The 17702-nt window shown below is 63.7% G+C and carries 15 protein-coding genes; 8 read left to right on the top strand and 7 right to left on the bottom strand.

The genetic code is table 11. The features are described from left to right. Positions 1-311: 311 nt before the first annotated feature. Positions 312-881 (top strand): HPF/RaiA family ribosome-associated protein, encoded by a 570-nt coding sequence (locus E8L03_RS19925; protein WP_144306857.1) that lies wholly within the window; start codon positions 312-314, stop codon positions 879-881. 25 nt (positions 882-906) lie between these two features. Here the strand turns inward: E8L03_RS19925 and E8L03_RS19920 are convergent, their stop codons facing one another. Both E8L03_RS19920 and E8L03_RS19915 read right to left on the bottom strand, forming a co-directional pair. After that, complete coding sequence (locus tag E8L03_RS19920) at positions 907-2142, bottom strand: aromatic amino acid transport family protein (protein WP_144306858.1); 1236 nt, start codon at positions 2140-2142, stop codon at positions 907-909. Between the two features lie 381 nt (positions 2143-2523). Further along, on the bottom strand, positions 2524-3345 hold the full coding sequence (locus tag E8L03_RS19915) for a 4Fe-4S binding protein (protein ID WP_144306859.1): 822 nt from the start codon (positions 3343-3345) through the stop codon (positions 2524-2526). Between the two features lie 433 nt (positions 3346-3778). Between E8L03_RS19915 and E8L03_RS19910 the strand changes: the two genes are divergently transcribed. The 3 genes from E8L03_RS19910 (at position 3779) to E8L03_RS19900 (ending at position 5639) form a co-directional block, all read left to right on the top strand. Continuing rightward, positions 3779-4906, top strand: coding sequence for an NAD(P)H-dependent flavin oxidoreductase (locus E8L03_RS19910; protein WP_171268305.1), 1128 nt, complete (start codon positions 3779-3781; stop codon positions 4904-4906). A gap of 25 nt (positions 4907-4931) precedes the next feature. Next, positions 4932-5354, top strand: a complete 423-nt coding sequence (locus E8L03_RS19905; protein WP_144306861.1) for an FKBP-type peptidyl-prolyl cis-trans isomerase — start codon at positions 4932-4934, stop codon at positions 5352-5354. An 81-nt stretch (positions 5355-5435) separates the two neighbouring features. Continuing rightward, a complete protein-coding gene (locus tag E8L03_RS19900; RefSeq protein WP_144306862.1) occupies positions 5436-5639 on the top strand; it encodes a cold-shock protein in 204 nt (67 codons plus the stop codon). Between the two features lie 144 nt (positions 5640-5783). Here the strand turns inward: E8L03_RS19900 and E8L03_RS19895 are convergent, their stop codons facing one another. From E8L03_RS19895 to E8L03_RS19875, 5 genes are all read right to left on the bottom strand, one after another. Continuing rightward, positions 5784-6380, bottom strand: coding sequence for an NAD(P)H-dependent oxidoreductase (locus E8L03_RS19895; RefSeq protein WP_144306863.1), 597 nt, complete (start codon positions 6378-6380; stop codon positions 5784-5786). A gap of 82 nt (positions 6381-6462) precedes the next feature. After that, positions 6463-8136, bottom strand: a complete 1674-nt coding sequence (locus tag E8L03_RS19890; protein WP_171268304.1) for a B12-binding domain-containing radical SAM protein — start codon at positions 8134-8136, stop codon at positions 6463-6465. Between the two features lie 63 nt (positions 8137-8199). Beyond that, entirely contained in the window at positions 8200-9960 is a 1761-nt protein-coding gene (locus E8L03_RS21135; protein WP_171268303.1) for a PAS domain-containing sensor histidine kinase, read from the bottom strand. A 193-nt stretch (positions 9961-10153) separates the two neighbouring features. Continuing rightward, positions 10154-12250 carry a copper-translocating P-type ATPase gene (locus tag E8L03_RS19880; RefSeq protein WP_235896728.1) on the bottom strand — a complete coding sequence of 699 codons (2097 nt, stop codon included), beginning with the start codon at positions 12248-12250 and terminating at the stop codon, positions 10154-10156. A gap of 269 nt (positions 12251-12519) precedes the next feature. Next, positions 12520-14673, bottom strand: a complete 2154-nt coding sequence (locus E8L03_RS19875) for a methyl-accepting chemotaxis protein (protein WP_171268302.1) — start codon at positions 14671-14673, stop codon at positions 12520-12522. A 381-nt stretch (positions 14674-15054) separates the two neighbouring features. On the opposite strand from E8L03_RS19875, the gene E8L03_RS19870 reads away from it, so the two are divergent. The 4 genes from E8L03_RS19870 to dapA all read left to right on the top strand — a co-directional run bounded on the left by E8L03_RS19870 (position 15055) and on the right by dapA (position 17648). Then, a complete protein-coding gene (locus E8L03_RS19870; RefSeq protein WP_171268301.1) occupies positions 15055-15279 on the top strand; it encodes a hypothetical protein in 225 nt (74 codons plus the stop codon). Positions 15280-15291: 12 nt separating this feature from the next. Continuing rightward, a complete protein-coding gene (locus tag E8L03_RS19865) occupies positions 15292-16164 on the top strand; it encodes a permease (RefSeq protein ID WP_171268547.1) in 873 nt (290 codons plus the stop codon). 47 nt (positions 16165-16211) lie between these two features. Continuing rightward, positions 16212-16649, top strand: coding sequence for a hypothetical protein (locus tag E8L03_RS19860; RefSeq protein WP_171268300.1), 438 nt, complete (start codon positions 16212-16214; stop codon positions 16647-16649). A gap of 120 nt (positions 16650-16769) precedes the next feature. After that, the gene (gene dapA, locus E8L03_RS19855) at positions 16770-17648 is read left to right on the top strand and encodes a 4-hydroxy-tetrahydrodipicolinate synthase (protein ID WP_144306870.1); all 879 of its coding nucleotides are present in this window, start codon (positions 16770-16772) and stop codon (positions 17646-17648) included. Positions 17649-17702: the final 54 nt, after the last annotated feature.

Raw genomic sequence — 17702 nt, 5'->3', positions numbered from 1 at the left:
ACCAGTTCGATAGTTGCCTCTTGATATGCATTTCCGTCTACTGAATGCAAGGACCCTTTCCCCGCCGCATCTCCCCCCTGCCCCACGTTCCGCTATTTTTGATGATTTTTCATCCCCCGGCGGTGGGCGAACGGCCTGGAAGATGGTACGGTGGAGTCGAATCCCATGCCCCGCTGTGGTTCCGGCCATGGTCAGGAGGCCGGGAACCGGCTCCGGCCGCGGCATACGGACCCGTAGGGGGACGTGGGATGCGCACAATGGCCACGGCAGTAGGAAACCAACCAACATACACCCTTATGGAGGTGCGTTGAATGGACGTCCCCATCGAAATATCGATCACCGGCATTGAGGATCGAGGCAGAACCATTGAGAACCTAGTCCGTTCCAAGAGTGACAAGCTGGAGCAGGTCTGCGACCACATCACGTCATTGCGCGTGGCCGTGGAAATGGAGGACAAGAATCAGCGCGGCGGCAACCCCTTCCGCATCCGCCTTAATCTGAACGTCGCCCCGGGCAAGGAGTTCGCCATCGAACGCGAGGCAGTGGCCCCGCCCATTCCCGCCGAGCTTCTGCCCACGGTCCGCGAGGCCTTTGACGCCGCCCGCCGCAAGCTGCAGAAGATTACCGAGAAGCAGCGCGGCGAGGTCAAACAGCACCCCATGCAGCAGGCCAACGCCGTTGTCGCCAAGGTCTTCCACGGCGAGGACTACGGCTTCCTGCGCACCCTGGACGAACGCGACGTCTACTTCCACAAGAACGCCGTTGTCGGACGCGACTTCGACGACCTGCGCCAGGGCGCCGGCGTGGTCGCCGCCATCGTGCAGGGCGACAAGGGCCTGCAGGCGACCTCCGTCCAGGTGGTGGACATGCCGTCCCTGTAGCAGCGAACCGCTAAGCGCGTGGGCCCTACTGCGGCACCACGTGTGGGGAGCCCGTGTGCCAGTACTCGGCCGCGGGCTCTATTCGCAACATGCCCGTCTCCTGCCCTATCTCGTACAGCAGCACGACCGAAAACACCGCCACGAGCACAATGCCGGCCAGGCGCAGCTTGCCCCTGTGCTGCTTTGCCAGCAGCACGCCGGGCAGGATGCCGAAGATGACCACGATGCCCACGCCGCCCACGACGTCCAGCGCCTTGAGAAATATGGCCGGGTAGACCAGAGCGATGAGGAGCGGCGGCCCCAGCGCCAGGAACAGCACCACGATGCGCGAGGGCGTGCGCCCGTTCCGCGTCGTCAGATCGCTCACAAAACCGAGCAGCGCCGTGCCGTTGGCCATGAACGACGTGGTGATGGCCACCAGGGCGAACATCATGGCCCCGATCGTGAACGCCGGGGAACGGATGAGATCGGCCAGGGGCACGGTTGCCGGCAGGTTGGTCTGGAAGGTGTGCAGCAGCGTGTCCGAACCGCTCCCGGCCAGGGGCAGCGCGCCGACGGCCACCAGCACCCACAGCGAGTTCATCACGAAGCCGATGCCCATGCCGATGAACATGGCTTTGGCCGCCGCCTTGAAGTCGAAGTTCATGGAGCGGCAGATGGTGGGGATGATGTTGTGGAAGTGGAACGCCGTAACCACGATGGGTAACGTGGCCGGCAGGTAGCTCCAGTCCGTGTAGACCAGCCGCTCCGGCTTCATGAACCGCGCGGCGAAAATCACAAGCAGGATGAACGACGCGAAGAGGAAGACCATCAGCACGGCGTTGCAGCGGCTCATTATTTTCATGCCGAACACTGTGAGCAGACTGGCAACCAGGAAGAAGCCGGCAAGCAGGGCCCAGCCCGGCACCTTGGCGCCCAGAATATCCTCCAGCACGGAGGCCGCGCCGCTCAGATACGCCGTGAGCAGGCCATAGAGGATCACGAGGTTGGCAAGCACGGTGATCCACTTGCCCGCCGCGCCCAGCTCCGCGCCGAAGAAGCTCGGCAGATCGGCCGTGGGGCTCTCGGCAAAATGCTTCTGCGAGGCCAGGATCAGGGCTGTGGAGAACATCGCCGCCCACATCAGAAGGATGCTCACCAGCGATGGGATGAATCCTGAAAGGCCGGTGTTGACCGGAAGTGCGAGAATGCCGGCCCCGAGCAGATTGCCCGTGACCACGAAAGCCATGGAAATGATCGACGCGCGCGGCGCTTGGCCCATGAAGCACGCTCCTGCGTTCACTGTGGTTTCCGTCCGCTTGCCTGCCGAACGGGTCACGTCTCGGGGTGATTACCCCACGCCATTGCGCGCGTAGTACTCAATCGCGCTTTGAAGAGTCTCTGACAAAACCGGTCGCCGCGCCGGGCGCGAGGGGGCGGGTTCGGGCAGAAAAACCGAAACAGACGTAGCGAGTCCTACGCCGATGCAGGTTGACGAAGCCGAAATCCGAGCGAGCCATAGCAAACGCAGACAAAGGTTTGCCAGCGGCTCTCAGTCCCCCCCAAAAGCGGGACACATTCGGCTAGACCTCCCGCGCCGAGATGTCAAACGGGATTGTGCCCCGGCCGGCGGGTTGCCGCCCCCTGTGCGCGCGACGCAGCGTCAGTAGATCGTGGTTTCTGCCGGCTCCTGGAAGCGCTCGATCAAACTGGCCAGATGCTTCGGCGCGCCGCTCATGTCGGCGAGGAAGGCACCTTCCGGGCAGACGCGCACGCAACCCCGGCAGCGGACGCACGCCGGACCGATGTGCGGCAGGGGCGGCTCCCCTTCCAGGGTGATGGCAGCCGCGGGGCACTCCTCGGCGCACAGGCCGCACCCGATGCAGGCGGCGGCGTCCAGCTCCGGCTTGGGTATCATCGTGCGCATCTTATCCATGCTCATCTGGGCGGACGCCTCCAGCACGACAGGGATGCGCTGGCGCATGCTCTCGATGTCGCAGGGCTCGCCGACTTCGATGCGCTCGACAACCGTGCCGGCCAGCTCGGCCAGCAGCGCCTTGTCCTGTGCGTTCGGCCGGTCGTCATGGGGCCGGTCCGCCTCCCGCCAGAGGTTGGAGTGCGCGCAGAGCACGCGCGCCCCGCCGGCAAGGTTGTACCCGGCGTCCAGCGCGGCCTGGCCCAGCTCCTCCAGGGCAACGCCGGTGGACACCCCGCCCCAGGCCACGAACGGCGCGCACCAAGAGCCTTCCGGCGCGCCCAGCGCCTTGATGAATGCGGCGCAGTACGGCACTGGGTGCTGGGCGTACACGGGTGATCCTATCCACAGGCACAGGGGCTCGTCCGCCGCAGGCAGCTCGCCACGGGTGTACCGCCGCAGGTCAAAGAGCTCCGCCTCCACACCGCGCTCAGCCAGACCGTCGCGAATCATTGCCGCGGCGCGGCGGGTGGTTCCTGCCGATGAAGCGTATGCAATCAGATGTTTCATGATGGAAATGTCCTTTTTACCGTTATTGTTATGACGAATATGTAATATTCATCAATGAAAGCTGCAACGCTTGCGTAGGCTGTCGATCCTTGCTAGGACACCATGAAACAAGGCACGCATCGATCATCTGAATTTTTCAGAGCAGTATCCTCTGCATCCCCCGAAGCAGGCATACTTTCGGTCTTGTGTGACCCCGAGTTTCGAGCAGGACTGAAAGTACTTGTCTTTCCAGACATCTCCCCACGCCTCTGATTTCCGGCACGTGGCGTCCGTTCCGGCGCAGCGCTTTCTTATTTACCCTCAACGTGTCTGCGTTCGCGCTTCGGACGTATGCGAAATCCGTAGCAGCGCGTTCATTCATGGCCACGCCGCCCTTGCGGCTGACATGCCTGCCGCGTCATCCGCCTGCGCAGTTTCCGGGGCTATGTAGATTATGCCACTACCTTCTCTCTCCATCGGCGGGCTCTCGGCCAGACTGCCCATCATCCAGGGCGGCATGGGCGTCGGCGTTTCCCTCTCCGGGCTCGCCTCGGCCGTGGCCAACGCCGGCGGCATCGGCGTCATCGCCACGCCGGGCATCGGCTGGCAGGAGCCCGACTTCAAGACCGACTACGTCGCGGCCAACAGCCGCGCCCTGCGCAAGCAGATCCGCGCTGCCAAGGACAAGACCAAGGGCATTATCGGCGTGAACATCATGGTGGTGCTCACCAACTTTGCCCACCTGGTCCGCGCCGCCGTGGAAGAGCGCATCGATATCATCTTTTCCGGCGCTGGCTTGCCGCTCAATCTGCCGGAGCTCGTGGACGCGAAGTCCAGCACCAAGCTCGTGCCGATCATCTCCTCGGCCCGCGCCGCCAAGATACTCTGCCGCAAGTGGCTTTCCCGCTACAATCGCCTGCCGGACGCCTTTGTGGTGGAGGGCCCCAAGGCCGGCGGCCACCTGGGATTCAAGCCGGAGCACCTGGACGATGAGGAGTACGCCCTGGAGCGCCTGATCCCCGAGGTGGTGAAGATAGTGGCCCCGTTCGAGCAAGAGTCCGGCACAAAAATTCCTGTCATCGCCGCGGGCGGCGTGTACTCCGGCGGCGACATCCGCAAGTTTCTTGACATGGGCGCATCCGGCGTGCAAATGGGCACCCGCTTCGTTGCAACGGACGAGTGCGACGCCGACCCGGCTTTCAAGCAGGCATTCGTCGATGCGGACGAAGAGAGCCTGACCATCGTCAAGAGCCCGGTGGGCATGCCGGGCCGCGCCATCCGCAATGAGTTTCTGGATGACGTGGAGGACGGCGCCAAGATACCCTTTTCCTGCCCTTTCCATTGCATACAGACATGTGAGCACAAAGACAGTCCTTACTGCATCGCCCTGGCGCTTCTGAACGCGCGCAAGGGCTCCATGAAACACGGACTCGTCTTCGCTGGCGCCAACGCGCACCGGGTTAAATCCATTGTGCCTGTCGCTCAGCTTATGGAAAGTCTACAGCAGGAATACGAGCTAAGCCGGCAGCCAATAGAGCCGCTGGCTCAGGAAGAGTCGCCCGTCGAGGCGGCTCACCCATGAACGCAAAAACACCGGGAGGCAAGTGATGAGTACAGCACAGACCGGTTCTGAAGTGACCATCCATTACACGGGTACGCTTGAGGACGGCACAGTCATCGACACGTCCACTGACAAGGAACCCGTGACCTTTGTCATCGGCGAGAACAAGGTGTTCCCCATCGTGGAGAACGCCCTCGTGGGTATGAGCGAAGGCGAGAAAAAAACGTTAGCCATTCCCCCTGAGGAAGGCTTCGGCGAGCACCGGGAGGATATGATCGTGAAGGTGCCGGAGACAGAGCTGCCCGACGGCGTCGAGATCGGCGCGGTCCTGCGCTCCACCACTCCGGACGGCCAGACCGCCCTTCTTTCGGTTATCGATATCACGGACGGCAATGCGACCCTGGACGGCAATCATCCGCTTGCCGGCAAGACACTCAACTTCGAGGTCGAGCTCGTCAGCGTCGCCTAGCGGGATTCATGACGGCGCGGACGCGTTGTCCGCACTGCTGATCCCATTTTCATGAACAATTCAGACGAAGGAACAAAGTACATGACGTACGAAGGTAAAGTGAAGTGGTTTAACGACTCCAAGGGTTTCGGTTTCATTGAGTACAACGGCGGCGAGGATGTCTTCGTGCATTTCTCCGCAATTCAGGGCTCGGGTTTCAAGTCCCTTCGCGAAGGCGATTCCGTTCGCTTCGAGATTGAGAGCAGCGACAAGGGATACCGCGCCGCAAACGTGGAAGTCGTGTAGCCCTTCGCTTTCACAACTTCGCACTGCGATTTAGGCCCTTCCCTTCGGGGGAGGGCCTTCTTTTTTTCGATTCCGCGTCCGGCACAGGGCGGACAGGCGCCGCAGCGTTACGGACCGCCCGGTCCAGCTAGCAAAATCGCGAATCTACGAGGCGCAGCCGAACGCCTCCACCACCAACGCCTCCGCTTCCTGCAGCCACACCTCCCGTTGCTCCGGCGTGGAGGTCACAATGGTCTCGAACATCCGCCGGCGTACGTCGCGCACGCCGCACAAACCGAACACGCAGTCCTTCCAGATGCGCTCCAGCGGGTCGCCGAATACTGCCTGCTCCCGTGCCGCCGCCGTGTTGGAGGTGTTCAGGACCACGGCGGCTTTCGCCCGCAGCAGCCCCTGCGGCACGCCCTCGCCCGAGTCCCCTTCCAGAAACTCGTACGTCTCGCCGGGCCGGAGCACCCTGTCGATCCAGCCCACCAGCACCGCCGGCGGCATGCCCCACCAGTTGGGATGGACCACCACAATGCCGTCTGCGGCGCACAGCTCGTCCACGTGTTGGCGAATGGTCGCATCCAGCGGTGCGTTCCGCGAGAACTCGGCCGCAGGCAGCGCCGGGTCAAAGCCCTCGGCGCAGAGATCGTGGAACACGACCTCGTGTCCGGCCGCCTCCAGCGCGGCGCGGCAGCGCTCGGCAATGGCCGCATTGAAGGATGCAGGGTTCGGATGACCGAGCAGCAGCAGGATCATACACGCCTCCGTCCGGTTGTCGTTTCAGAGTGATGCGAGAAGAGCGCAGCCGGAGCCTGATCCACGGTATCGGCCGCAGGGCTCAGTGATCTGCACCGGCCGGGCGATCCTCGCGCGGTTCCCTGGATATCGCATCAATGTACCGGGACAGCTTGCGGTCCAGGGCGCGCAGGTACGCCATGGTGTTGTAGCCCTGGGCCATGCCGTAGAACAGCAGCACCAGCCGGCTGCGGTTCTGCTTCCAGACGCCGTGCACGGCGCGCCAGTAAGCGCCGCGGGCCGGGGAGCGCACGCCGTACGTCCAGGTGAGCAGCGCCAGGGATCTGGCGTCGTAGTAGAAATGCCGGAGCGGATTCTTGCGCCGGAAGCCGTCGTAGCCCGGCGCGGCGTGCCGCGTCTTTTTATTGCCGGTCGACGCGGCGGCCTCGGGCTCGAACGTCAGGCTGCCCTGCTGCCCCTTGCGCATGGCCGAACGCGTGGGCCGCATGGCCGTGTAGAAGCGCTCCAGCCGGCCCATGTAGGCGGCCGGATCATACAGCATCCGCCACGTGCGCCGGTACTCCCGCAGGAGCTCCTCGGTGGACCGCGAGGGCTCGAAGTTGAGCGGCAGGCCCACGGTGTCGCCGCACGTGTCTCCGGGCCGCAGCCGCCCTTCCTGCTCCATGCGCTCCCACAGCCGGGTGTTGGGCAGGATCTGCATGAGGTTGACCATGGCCTGCGGCAGTCCCACATCCTCCACGAACTCCACGATGCGGTCGCCGGCTCCGGCCTCCTCGCCGTCAAAGCCCATGATGAAGCTGGCGATGATGGAGAGCCCGTTCCTGTTGATGGCGCGCAGGGAGTCGGCCAGAGGGTTCTTCACGTTCTGGAGCTTGTGGGAACGCTCCAGCGTGGCCTCGTCGGGAGACTCCACGCCCACGAACACCGTGGAGAAGTTCGCCGCGGTCATGCGGTCCATCAGCTCCTGGTCCTGCCCCAGGTCCACCGACGCCTGGGTCCAGAAGCCGAAGGGTTCGCCGTGCTCCTTCATCCAGGGGATGAGCGCGTCGAGCAGCCGGCGCGCATGCTTCTTGTTGCCGATGAAGTTGTCGTCACAGAAAAAGACCTCGTTGCGCCAGCCCAGGCGGTAGAGCTCGTCCAGCTCGGCAATGACCTGCTGCGGCTCTTTGTAGCGCGGTACCTTGCCGTAGAGGTTGACGATGTCGCAGAACTCGCAGTCGTGCGGGCAGCCGCGCGAGGTCTGGATGGACATGGTGGCGTAGTCGTCCAGGCGCAACAGATCGAAGCGTGGCAGCGGAGATACGGTCATGGCCGGGCGCCCCCCCGCCGTGTAGACGGCCTTCGGTGTCCCGGTCGCCAGGTCCGCGGCCAGCTCTGGGATGATGTCCTCGCCTTCGCCGCGTACGATAACATCCGCGCCGGCTTCCTGCGCCTCCTGCGGCAGTGAGGTCACGTACGGCCCGCCCACGGCCACGGTCTTGCCGCGCCGCCTGGCCTCGGCAATGAGCTCCAGCAGCGACTTTTTCTGCAGGAGCATGCCGGAGAAGAGCACGATATCCGCGAAGTCCCAGTCCGCATCCGTGATGGGTCGGGCGTTCAGGTCCGCAAGCCGCAGCTGCCAGCTCCCGGGAAAGAGCGCCGCGGCGGTGAGCAGCCCCAGCGGGGGTATGAGCGCCCTGCGGCCCGACATCCGGCAAATCTTGTCGAAGCTCCAGAAGGAGTATGGCGAGGCGGGGTTGACCAACAGAGCGCGCATACGGCCTCCTGGGCTAAAGGACTGTGAGCAATGACGGCAGGAGAATGCTTTCCGCGTGCCTCGTCAGGCTTCCACAGGCGCCGTGCTGGCCGCAGGTAGGAGAAGCGTGAATGTGCTGCCCGCGCCGGCCTGGGAGTCCACCCAGAGCCTGCCGCCGTAATGGCGCACGATCTCCCGGCAGATGAAGAGGCCGAGACCGGTGCCCACGGGCTTGCCGTGCAGGGCGTCCGTGGGAAGCTGGTGGAACTTGTCGAATATTTCATCCAGGGCGTGGGCTGGGATGCCGAGCCCAGTATCTTCCACGCAGACACGCAGATCGCCGGACTCGTCACGGCCGGCTTGCAGGCGCACGCTGCCCTGTTCCGTAAACTTGACGGCGTTGTGCAGCAGGTTGATGACCACCTGCTCCAGGCGATCCGCATCCAGCCGGACCTGCGGCAGGCCGGACTCCACATCGTCGACAAACTCGACGCCGGGCTTGCCCTCCAGCAAAGGCGTTGTCGCCTCCACGGCGCGTTGCAGCACGCTTGCCGGATCGATCAGCTCGTCGCGCCACTCCATCATGCCGGACTCGATCTTGTTCAGGTCGAGCACGTCGTTGACCAGCCGGGAGAGACGCTCGCCCTGGGAGGCGATGATGCGCAGGTTGTCGCGAATTCTGGTGCCGGCGCGCTCCTCCCGCTCGGTCTCGAACCTGCCATAGTAGTTGTTGACGAACTCCTTATCGATGAGCCGGGCAAAGCCGAGGATGGAGGTCAGCGGCGTGCGCAGCTCGTGGGATACCGAGGAAAGGAAGCTCGACTTGAGCTGGTCCAGCTCTCGCAGCTGGCGGTTGGCCTCGGCCAGCTCCTCGGCCTTCTGGGCCAGCGCCGTGGTGCGCTGCTCCACCCGCTCCTCCAGCTCCCGGTTCAGGTTGGCCAGCGCCTCCTGGGCGTCCACCAGGGGGGAGACGTCGGTGAAGGTCCCGGCGATGCGCGCCGGCTTGCCCGACATGTCCACGGCCACAACCTTGGCCCGGCACAGGATGTGCCGCCACTCGCCGTCTATCCGCTCCATGCGGAATCGCGTCACCAGCGTCTCGCGCAGCCCGCCTTCCATCAGCTTGCGGGTTCTGGAAACCTTTTCCCGGTCCTCCAGGTGGACCCGCCGGAAGAGAAAGCGCCAGCCGTCCTCCCTGTTGCCGGGCTCGAAGCCGAGCATGGAGTACATACGGTCGCTGAGGAAGTGGCTGTTGTCCAGAATATTGTACTCCCAGATGCCGTCTGCGGACGCCTCCAGAGCCAGGCGCAGCCGTTCCTCCTGCTGCTCCAGCAGGGACTCCGCCTTGTGCTGTCGCCGGAGCACAAGCCGCATCAGGGCCTGGAAAAAGACCAGGACAACAACATTGCCCAGGAGCAGCATCGCCCCCAGGCTGGACAGCGCTGCGGTCTGCCGGGATTGATCGTAAAAAAGCTCCAGCGCACCGCCGGGAGCCAGGGAGTCGGCGGAATTGCCCAGAGGGACGCGGTAGCTGGCCTCTCCGGCTCCGGAATGACCGGCCTTGTAGATTACGCCGCCGCCGGCGTCCTCCAGCACGATGCCGCTGATGCGTTGCTCATTGAGAAAGGCGCCCGCAATGGCGTGGAGGCGGCTCCTGTCGGCCACGTGCCCGGGTTGTTCAAGGAGCGCCGTGAACAGCTCGGCGATGGAGGCGACGTTGTTGCTGCGCACGGCCTCGTAGGCCTTGCTCTGCTGGTAGCAGACGAGGCCGGTAACCGCGAAGAGCAGTGTCGCAAGGGCGATGGTGATCTGCCAGATATTGGCTGTTGAGAACTTGGTCGTCATGTGGATTTCCGGATAACCGAACCGGCGGCCGGAGCGCTGCCGCACCCCGCCCATCGCCCTGCTGTCGCCGGGTCAGCCGAAATCCGAATTTGTTACGGTGTCTTAAAGAGTCAGTCTGTCCACCTCCTTGTAACATACTGAAAATTCTCAAAAAATGCAATTATTTTCCGTTGGTTAATGCATGATGTGAATATCATGACGCATCCGGCATGGACATGATCCGCGCGTTGACGGCCACGATGACCGTGGAAAGCGACATGACCACGGCGCCGGCCGCCGGGCTCAGAATAATGCCGGCCCAGGCAAGCACGCCGGCCGCCAGCGGGATGGCAACCACGTTGTAGCCCATGGCCCAGAACAGGTTCTGCACCGTCTTCTTGCGCACCTCCCTGGAGAGCCTGATCACCTGGACCACGTCCATGGGGTTGGACTTGACCAGCACCACGTCCGCCGTTTCCACGGCAACGTCCGTGCCCGCGCCGATGGCAAAGCCCACGTCCGCCTGGGCCAGGGCCGGGGCGTCGTTCACGCCGTCGCCCACCATGGCCGTGGCCAGTCCGCGCTCCTGCACGGACTTCACCTTCGCGGCCTTCTCGTCCGGCACCACTTCGGCAAAGACGTCGTCCAGGCCCAACTCCCTGGCCACACGGCCGGCCACCTTCTCGTTGTCGCCGGTCAGCATCATCACCTGCAGGCCCATCTCCTTCAGACCGGCCACGGCCTGCTTCGAGGTCTCGCGCACCACGTCGTCCAGGGCGATGGCCCCGGCGGCCGCGCCGTCCACAATCACGGCGATGACGGTCTTGCCTTCCTCCAGCAGCGGATCGATCGCTTCCTGACGCACTTCGTAGCCCTGCTCCCCGGCGTAGCGCAGGCTGATGGTCATGACCTCCCGGCCATCCACCGTGGCCTTTGCGCCGCGTCCCGGTATGGAGTCGAAATCCTGCGACTCGGGCAGGCTGTCCAGCTTCTCGCGCGCCGAGTCTGCGATGGCCCGGGCAATGGGATGCTCGCTCTTGGCCTCCACGGCTCCGGCCAGCTTCAGGAGCTCGTCCTCGCCCAGCTCGCCGAATGGCTCCACATCGCTCACGCCGAACTCGCCCCTGGTCAGGGTGCCGGTCTTATCGAAGATGACCGCCTGCAGTCTGCGGGCGTTCTCAAAGGGCGTGCGGTTGCGGATGAGGAAGCCGTTCCGGGCTGCAATGGCCGTGGATACCGCCACCACCAGCGGTATGGCCAGGCCCAGGGCGTGGGGACAGGTGATGATCATCACCGTGACGGTGCGCTCCAGGGCGAAGACGAACTCCTTGCCCGAGAGCACCAGCCACAGCACCATGGTGATGGCGCCGGAGCCGATGGCCACGAAGGTGAGCCACATGGCCGCCTTGTCGGCCAGGGACTGCGCCTTGGACTTGGACTCCTGCGCCTTGGATACCATGTCCATGACCTGGTTGAGGAACGAGTCCTTGCCAGTCTTTTTCACCTGCACGGTCAGCGAGCCCTCGCCGTTCACCGAGCCGCCGATGACCTCCCCGCCCTGCTCCTTGTCCACGGGTTTGGCCTCGCCGGTGAGCAGTGATTCGTTGACCGAAGAGCGGCCCTCCACCACTTCGCCGTCGGCCGGTATCTTCTCGCCGGGCTTGACCAGCACCGTATCTTCCGGGTTGAGATCGCTCACCGCGACCTCCTCGGTGGAGCCGTCCTCCTTGAGCCGGTGCGCCTTGTTGGGCACCAGCTTGGCAAGCTCCTCCATGGCGCCGCTGGCGCTCATCACCGAGCGCATCTCGATGAAGTGGCCCAGCAGCATGATGTCGATCAGGCTGGCCAGCTCCCAGTAGAACACCCGGCCCGGCAGTCCGAACGTGACCAGGGCCGAGTAGACGTAGGCGATGATGATGGCCAGGGCGATGAGCGTCATCATGCCCGGCTGCTTGTCCTTGAGCTCCATCTTGGCGTGACGGAGAAACGGCATGCCGCCGTAGAAGAAGACGATGGTGGCGATGCCGAAGAGGATGTACATGCGGCCCGGCACCCACTCGGGCTGGCCCAGCCCCACCAGGGTGCGCAGCATGGGCGAGAGGTAGGCCAGCGGCAGGGTCAATGCCGTGGAGATAATGAACCGGCGCTTGAAGTCCTGCGCCATCTTGGCGTGGTGGGAGGCGTGGCCGCCGCCGTGGCCATCATGGTCGCCATGGTCCTCATGGCCTCCGCCATGGCCTTCGTGGTTCATGTCCTTGTGGCCTGTATGCTCGTCGCGGCTTTCGTGCGTGTCTTTTTCGTTCGGCGTCATCGCATCGTCCCTTGTGTTCTGGTTCGCCCGGATATTCATCAAAAATATATCATACCTGCCGCGACGGTATTCCTTGATGGTGAAATGTTGGGCAGAGCATTCGCCCAAAGAATTGTCCCGCGCCATCACGAACACGAGCATCCTCGGTCCGTCGCGACTTGTCCGGAACATGAAGCATAGCACATCCGAACAAAAGGCGCCCGGCCTCCGCAATGGGAAGCCGGGCGCCTGCCTGACGTCTTCTATCAATGGTAGTTGAGTCCGACTGGTTAGGCCTTCATCTCCTGGACGATGGCGTTGAGCTCCGAGCTGAGTCGGGCAACCTCGTTCAGGGCCTGGGCGGCCTGGTTCATGGTCTCGGCAGTCTCGATGGAGATGCGGTTGATCTCCTCAGTGGACCGGCCCACCTGCTCCACTGCCGAGGACTGCTGCTCCGCGGCCGTGGCGATGGAGCGGACCTGCTCCGAGGTGCCCTCGGACATGGACAGGATCTCGCTCAGGGACTCGCCGGACTCTCCGGCCAGCTTGGTGGAGCGCGACACCGCCTGCGAGGCTTCGTCCATCTCGGCTATGGAGCGCTGGGCCCCGGTCTGGATGGAGTTGATGGCCTCGCCCACTTCCTTGGTGGCGGCCATGGTCTTCTCGGCCAGCTTGCGCACCTCGTCGGCCACCACGGCAAAGCCTCTGCCTGCATCGCCGGCGCGCGCCGCCTCGATGGCCGCGTTCAGTGCCAGCAGGTTGGTCTGGTCGGCAATGTCCGTGATCACGGTCATCACCCGGCCGATGCCCTCGGCGTGCTCGCCCAGCTGGCCCAGGTTGTTCTTCAGCTCGTCGGTGCGCTTCTGCACCTCGTGGATCGCGTTCACGGCAGACTGTACGATGTCTGCGCCCAATTTGGCCTTGTCCTTGGTGTCCTCGGCGTTCTTGGCCGCTTCGGAGGCGTTGCGCGCAACTTCCAGGACGGTGGCGTTCATCTCTTCCATAGCCGTGGCCGTCTCGCCGGCGCGTTCACGCTGGATATTCGCGCCGTGGCTGGACTCGTCCACCTGGGCCGAAAGCTCCTCCGTGGCCGAGGTGACGCTGCTCACGATGGACTCGATGCGCCCGGCGGCTTCCCGCATGCCGTGCACCTTGGCCTTCTCGGCCTCTTGCTTGGCCTGGTCCGCCTCTTCCGCCTTCACATCGGCCAGACGCGCCTGCTCCTTGGCCTGCTGCTGCGCCTCGTCCGCCTGCTGCAGCGACCCCTTGAGTGTGTCCACCATGTGCCGGATGGACTTGGTGAGCGCGCCTATCTCGTCGCCGCGAACAATGCCGGACCGCGCGTCCAGATTGCCGGAGGCCACCTCCTCGGCGTAGCCCCGCAACGCCTTGATGGGACTGACGAGCGAACGGGTGAAGAACAGCGCGAACAGGATGATCAGCACCAGGGCCGCACCGGCGGCAATGCTGGAGTTCTGGAGCAGCTTCTTGTCCAGCCCGTGGAGCATCTCGCTCTCTGAAAGAGCCAGCCCCACGCGCCAGCCCAGGTCCTCATCCACCATGCCCACGGCGGCGAACTTGTGGTCGCCTTTGAAATCGTACTCCACAATCTCGTTCTTGGCGTTGACGAACAGCTCCTTGTCCAGCCCGAGATCGTCGAGCGTTTTGCCCCGGAGCTCGTCATTGGGATGGTACACAAGCTGGCCTTCGCCGTTGAAGAGGAAGGAGTAGCCCCTGCCGTACAGGTTGGCTTTGCTGAGAACCAGCTTTGCCTGTTCGTTGATGATCTTGCGGCCAACGAAAAGCACGGCCACGATATTTCCGCGTACACCCTTCAGCGGGTAATACGCCGTGGAGTACCAGGCGTTGACGACGTAGGCCTTGCCATGGAAGGTCTTGTCTTGCATCACGGTCTTGTAGACCGGGGAGTCGCTCGGGATATAGGTGCCTGTGGCGCGCTCGCCGTTGGTCTTGAGAACGTTGGTGGAAACGCGCAGCAGCTTGTCCGGCAGCACCTCAAAGATGGTCACGGCGCCTCCGCCGGCCAGATCCTTGACGCGATCGACGATGCTCGTGTCGTCGTTCATGGCCACGTAACCAAGCTTCAGCACGGGAATGGTGACCTGTTCCGATTGACCGGTCTCCTGGTTGACGACGGTCGTCGTGATGGGCTCGTCATTGTCCAGTGCAGGCAGCCCCAGCATCTCGATCTCACCGGTCAGCAGCTTCAGGTCCGAGTTCACCTTATCCTGCGTGGACTCGTACAGCGCATTGAGCGAGACACTGAGCATCTCTAGCTGCGTCATCGCCGACTGTTTGCCATCCTCCACGATCGAGGTCTTTGTCGCAAAGAACGTGGCAAGGGAGACGGCCCCCACGGCAATGACTGTGACTATCAGGAATCCCAGAATCATTCGCACTGTTAGATTCATCTTCTTGAACACGGACTCAACTCCTCCTTGACTAGGCCTGCGCCAGCTTCCAGGTACGGTTGTCCATCCCGGAAGGGCCACGCGATTCGTACGCCAGGCAACATGTCCGTATATTTACCCAATACAACAATGTGCGTTTTCGCACTCCGAAAAGTCGGATGCCGGTACCTGCCCGTTTGGTTGGACCCTAAATCAAAACAGTATCGTCATGCAATTGTTTTACTCTGTACGATTTGTCGCTCCTTCCAGAATTCTTGCGTTGTTACGAGCCCTTCAATTAACATTTTTGACCAAGACAATGAGGTATGCGTTTGAACTGTCATTCAAAAACGTCTATGCTACCTAAAACACAATTGAGTTTGCCCGCCTCGCCCTTTTGTGTAGATTGCGCTGATGACCGATACGTTCCTTACTCATCTTTTCGGCTGGTTCTCCTCATGTCTTGAGCTTACGGCGCGCGCCGCTCCCTATTTACTCATTGGATTGCTCGGCGCCGGCTTGTTGCAGGCCCTCCTGCCCCAGGATCTCGTCAACAGGCTGCTGGGCGGCGGGAAAAAGGGCCGCAGCGCACGCGCCGTGTTCATTGCCTCGTTCATCGGCGCGCCGCTTCCCCTTTGAAGCTGCAGCACGCTGCCCGCGGTCGCGGGCTTACGAGAACAGGGCGCGAGCAAAGGCGCCGCCGCCGCGTTTCTGACCGCCACGCCCGAGACAGGCGTGGATTCTGTCGCCGTCACCTGGATCATTCTCGATCCGATCATGGCCGTGCTGCGGCCACTGGCCGCCGTGCTCTCGGCAGTGCTGGTCGGGCTGACCGTGGACCGGGCCGCCGCGCCGGAAAAGCCCCGGCCCACGCTCCTGCCCATGGCTCCTGCCGGTACGGCTCCGCTGTCGAATCCGGATGCGCCGCGCCCCTCCCTGGCCGAGCTGGGCACGCGCAAGCGCCCGGCCCTGCGTTCCCGCCTGGCCTCGGGTCTGCGCTACGGATTTCTGGAGCTGGCCGGCGACGTAGGCCCGTGGTTCCTGGTGGGCGTTGCCGTGGCCGGAGCCGTGGCCGTGCTGCTGCCGGCAGGTTTTGTGGAGCAGTACGTGGGCGGCCGTTGGGGCGGTTACCTGCTGGCTCTTCTGCTCTCCCTGCCCATCTACGTGTGCGCCACGGCCTCCACGCCCATGGCTGCGGCCTTTGCCTGGCAGGGGCTCTCTCCTGGCGCGGCTCTGGTCTTTCTGCTGGCCGGACCGGCAACGAACATCGCCGCCCTCACCGTGACGGCGCGTATCCTCGGCAAGCGCGAGACCATCGTCTACCTCGCCGCCCTGGTGGTCTGCGCACTGCTTATGGGCGTCGGCGCCGACGCCCTGTACGGCGCGCTGGGCGCTACCCCCACATGGTCCGGAGGCGCGGCCGAGGAAGGGGCCGGAGTGCTCGACTACGCCGCCGCCGCGGTGTTCCTGGGCCTGTGCGGCTGGAGCCTGCTGCGCAAACGCCGCGGAAAGAGCTGTGGTTAGCATCCAGGATCATTTACAAGCGATTTGAAAATCCATATCGTCGGCGCATGAGCGAATCCTCTTCCTGTTCATGCGCCGGCGAGCTGCTCCTGCCCGTCGGGTGGGGCGAGTTTCTGGACCGCCTCGCCATCCAGGAGCTCAAGGCCGAGCGGCTGCCGGACAACGGACCCCGCGAGCACGCGGCGCGGTTGCTCTCGCGCATGCGCGCCCTGCTCGATGCGCGCGGCTCCCTGCCGGAAGAGGCGCTCCTCCTGATGCAGGAACTGCGCGCGGTGAACGGCTCTCTCTGGGAGACGGAATCCGCCGTGCGCACTGCGCGGCGGGACTGGAAACGGTCCGGCCTTACGGAGGACATGGCGCGGTTCAGCGAGCTGGCCCAGGCCATTCTCGCGGGCAATGAACGCCGCGCCGACATCAAACAGCGTATCGACTCGCTCATGGGGCATCCGCCAGAAGCCAAGCATTACTCCGGCGAACCCTGTTGAATCGTGCGGGAATCATTGCCTGACGGGTGGACCAGCGATTCGCCTTGCGCTATGCTTCCCGCACATGACGGCTCGTTATTACATTCCAAAACAACCTCCCTTGCCCACAGGAGGCAACTCATGAAATTCCATGGCGCTCTCACCGCAATGGTGACCCCCTTCAAGAACGGCGCCTTCGACGAGGAGTCCTATCGCGCCCTGCTGGACTGGCAGATAGAGCAAGGCATCAACGGCGTGGTGCCCTGCGGTACCACGGGTGAATCCGCCACGCTCTCCCACGAGGAGCACAAACGGGTGGTCCGCACGTGCGTGGAACACGTGGCCGGCCGCATCCCCGTGCTCGCAGGCGCAGGCTCCAACAACACAAAGGAAGCCATCGAGCTGGCCAAGGACGCCCGCGACGCCGGGGCCGACGGCCTGCTGCTCATCACGCCCTACTACAATAAACCTACGCAGGAGGGCCTGTACCAGCACTTCAAGGCCATCTCCGCCGAGGTGGACCTGCCCTTCATCGTGTACAACGTGCCCGGCCGCACAGGCGTGAACCTGCTGCCCGAGACTCTGGCGCGCATGGCCAAAGACATTCCCCAGGTGCAGGGCACCAAGGACGCCACGGCGAACCTGCACCAAGTGTCGGACATCGCCGAGTACTGCGGCAAGGACTTCATGCTGATCTCCGGTGACGACTTCACCGTGCTGCCCCTGCTGGCCGTGGGCGGCTGCGGCGTCATCTCCGTGGTCTCGAACATCGCCCCGGCGTGGATGGCCGGCATGTGCAAGGCCTTTGCGGAAGGCGACATCGAAAAGGCCCGCGAGTACCACTTCAAGCTGCAGCCCCTTTCGCGCGCCTGCTTCCTGGAGACCAACCCCGCGCCGGTGAAGACCGCACTCTCGATGATGGGCAAGATCCCCATGGAGTTCCGTCTGCCCATGGTGCCCCTGCAGCCGGAGAACGAGGCCAAGCTCAGAAAGATCCTTACCGATTCAGGCATCATCTAGCGTTATCGCGCATCCAGGGGGCGTCTTCCGGCGCCCCCTTTTTTATTCCCGACC

The organism is Oceanidesulfovibrio marinus (assembly GCF_013085545.1).
GTDB lineage: Bacteria > Desulfobacterota > Desulfovibrionia > Desulfovibrionales > Desulfovibrionaceae > Oceanidesulfovibrio > Oceanidesulfovibrio marinus.
This window is presented reverse-complemented; position numbering and strand designations above follow the sequence as displayed.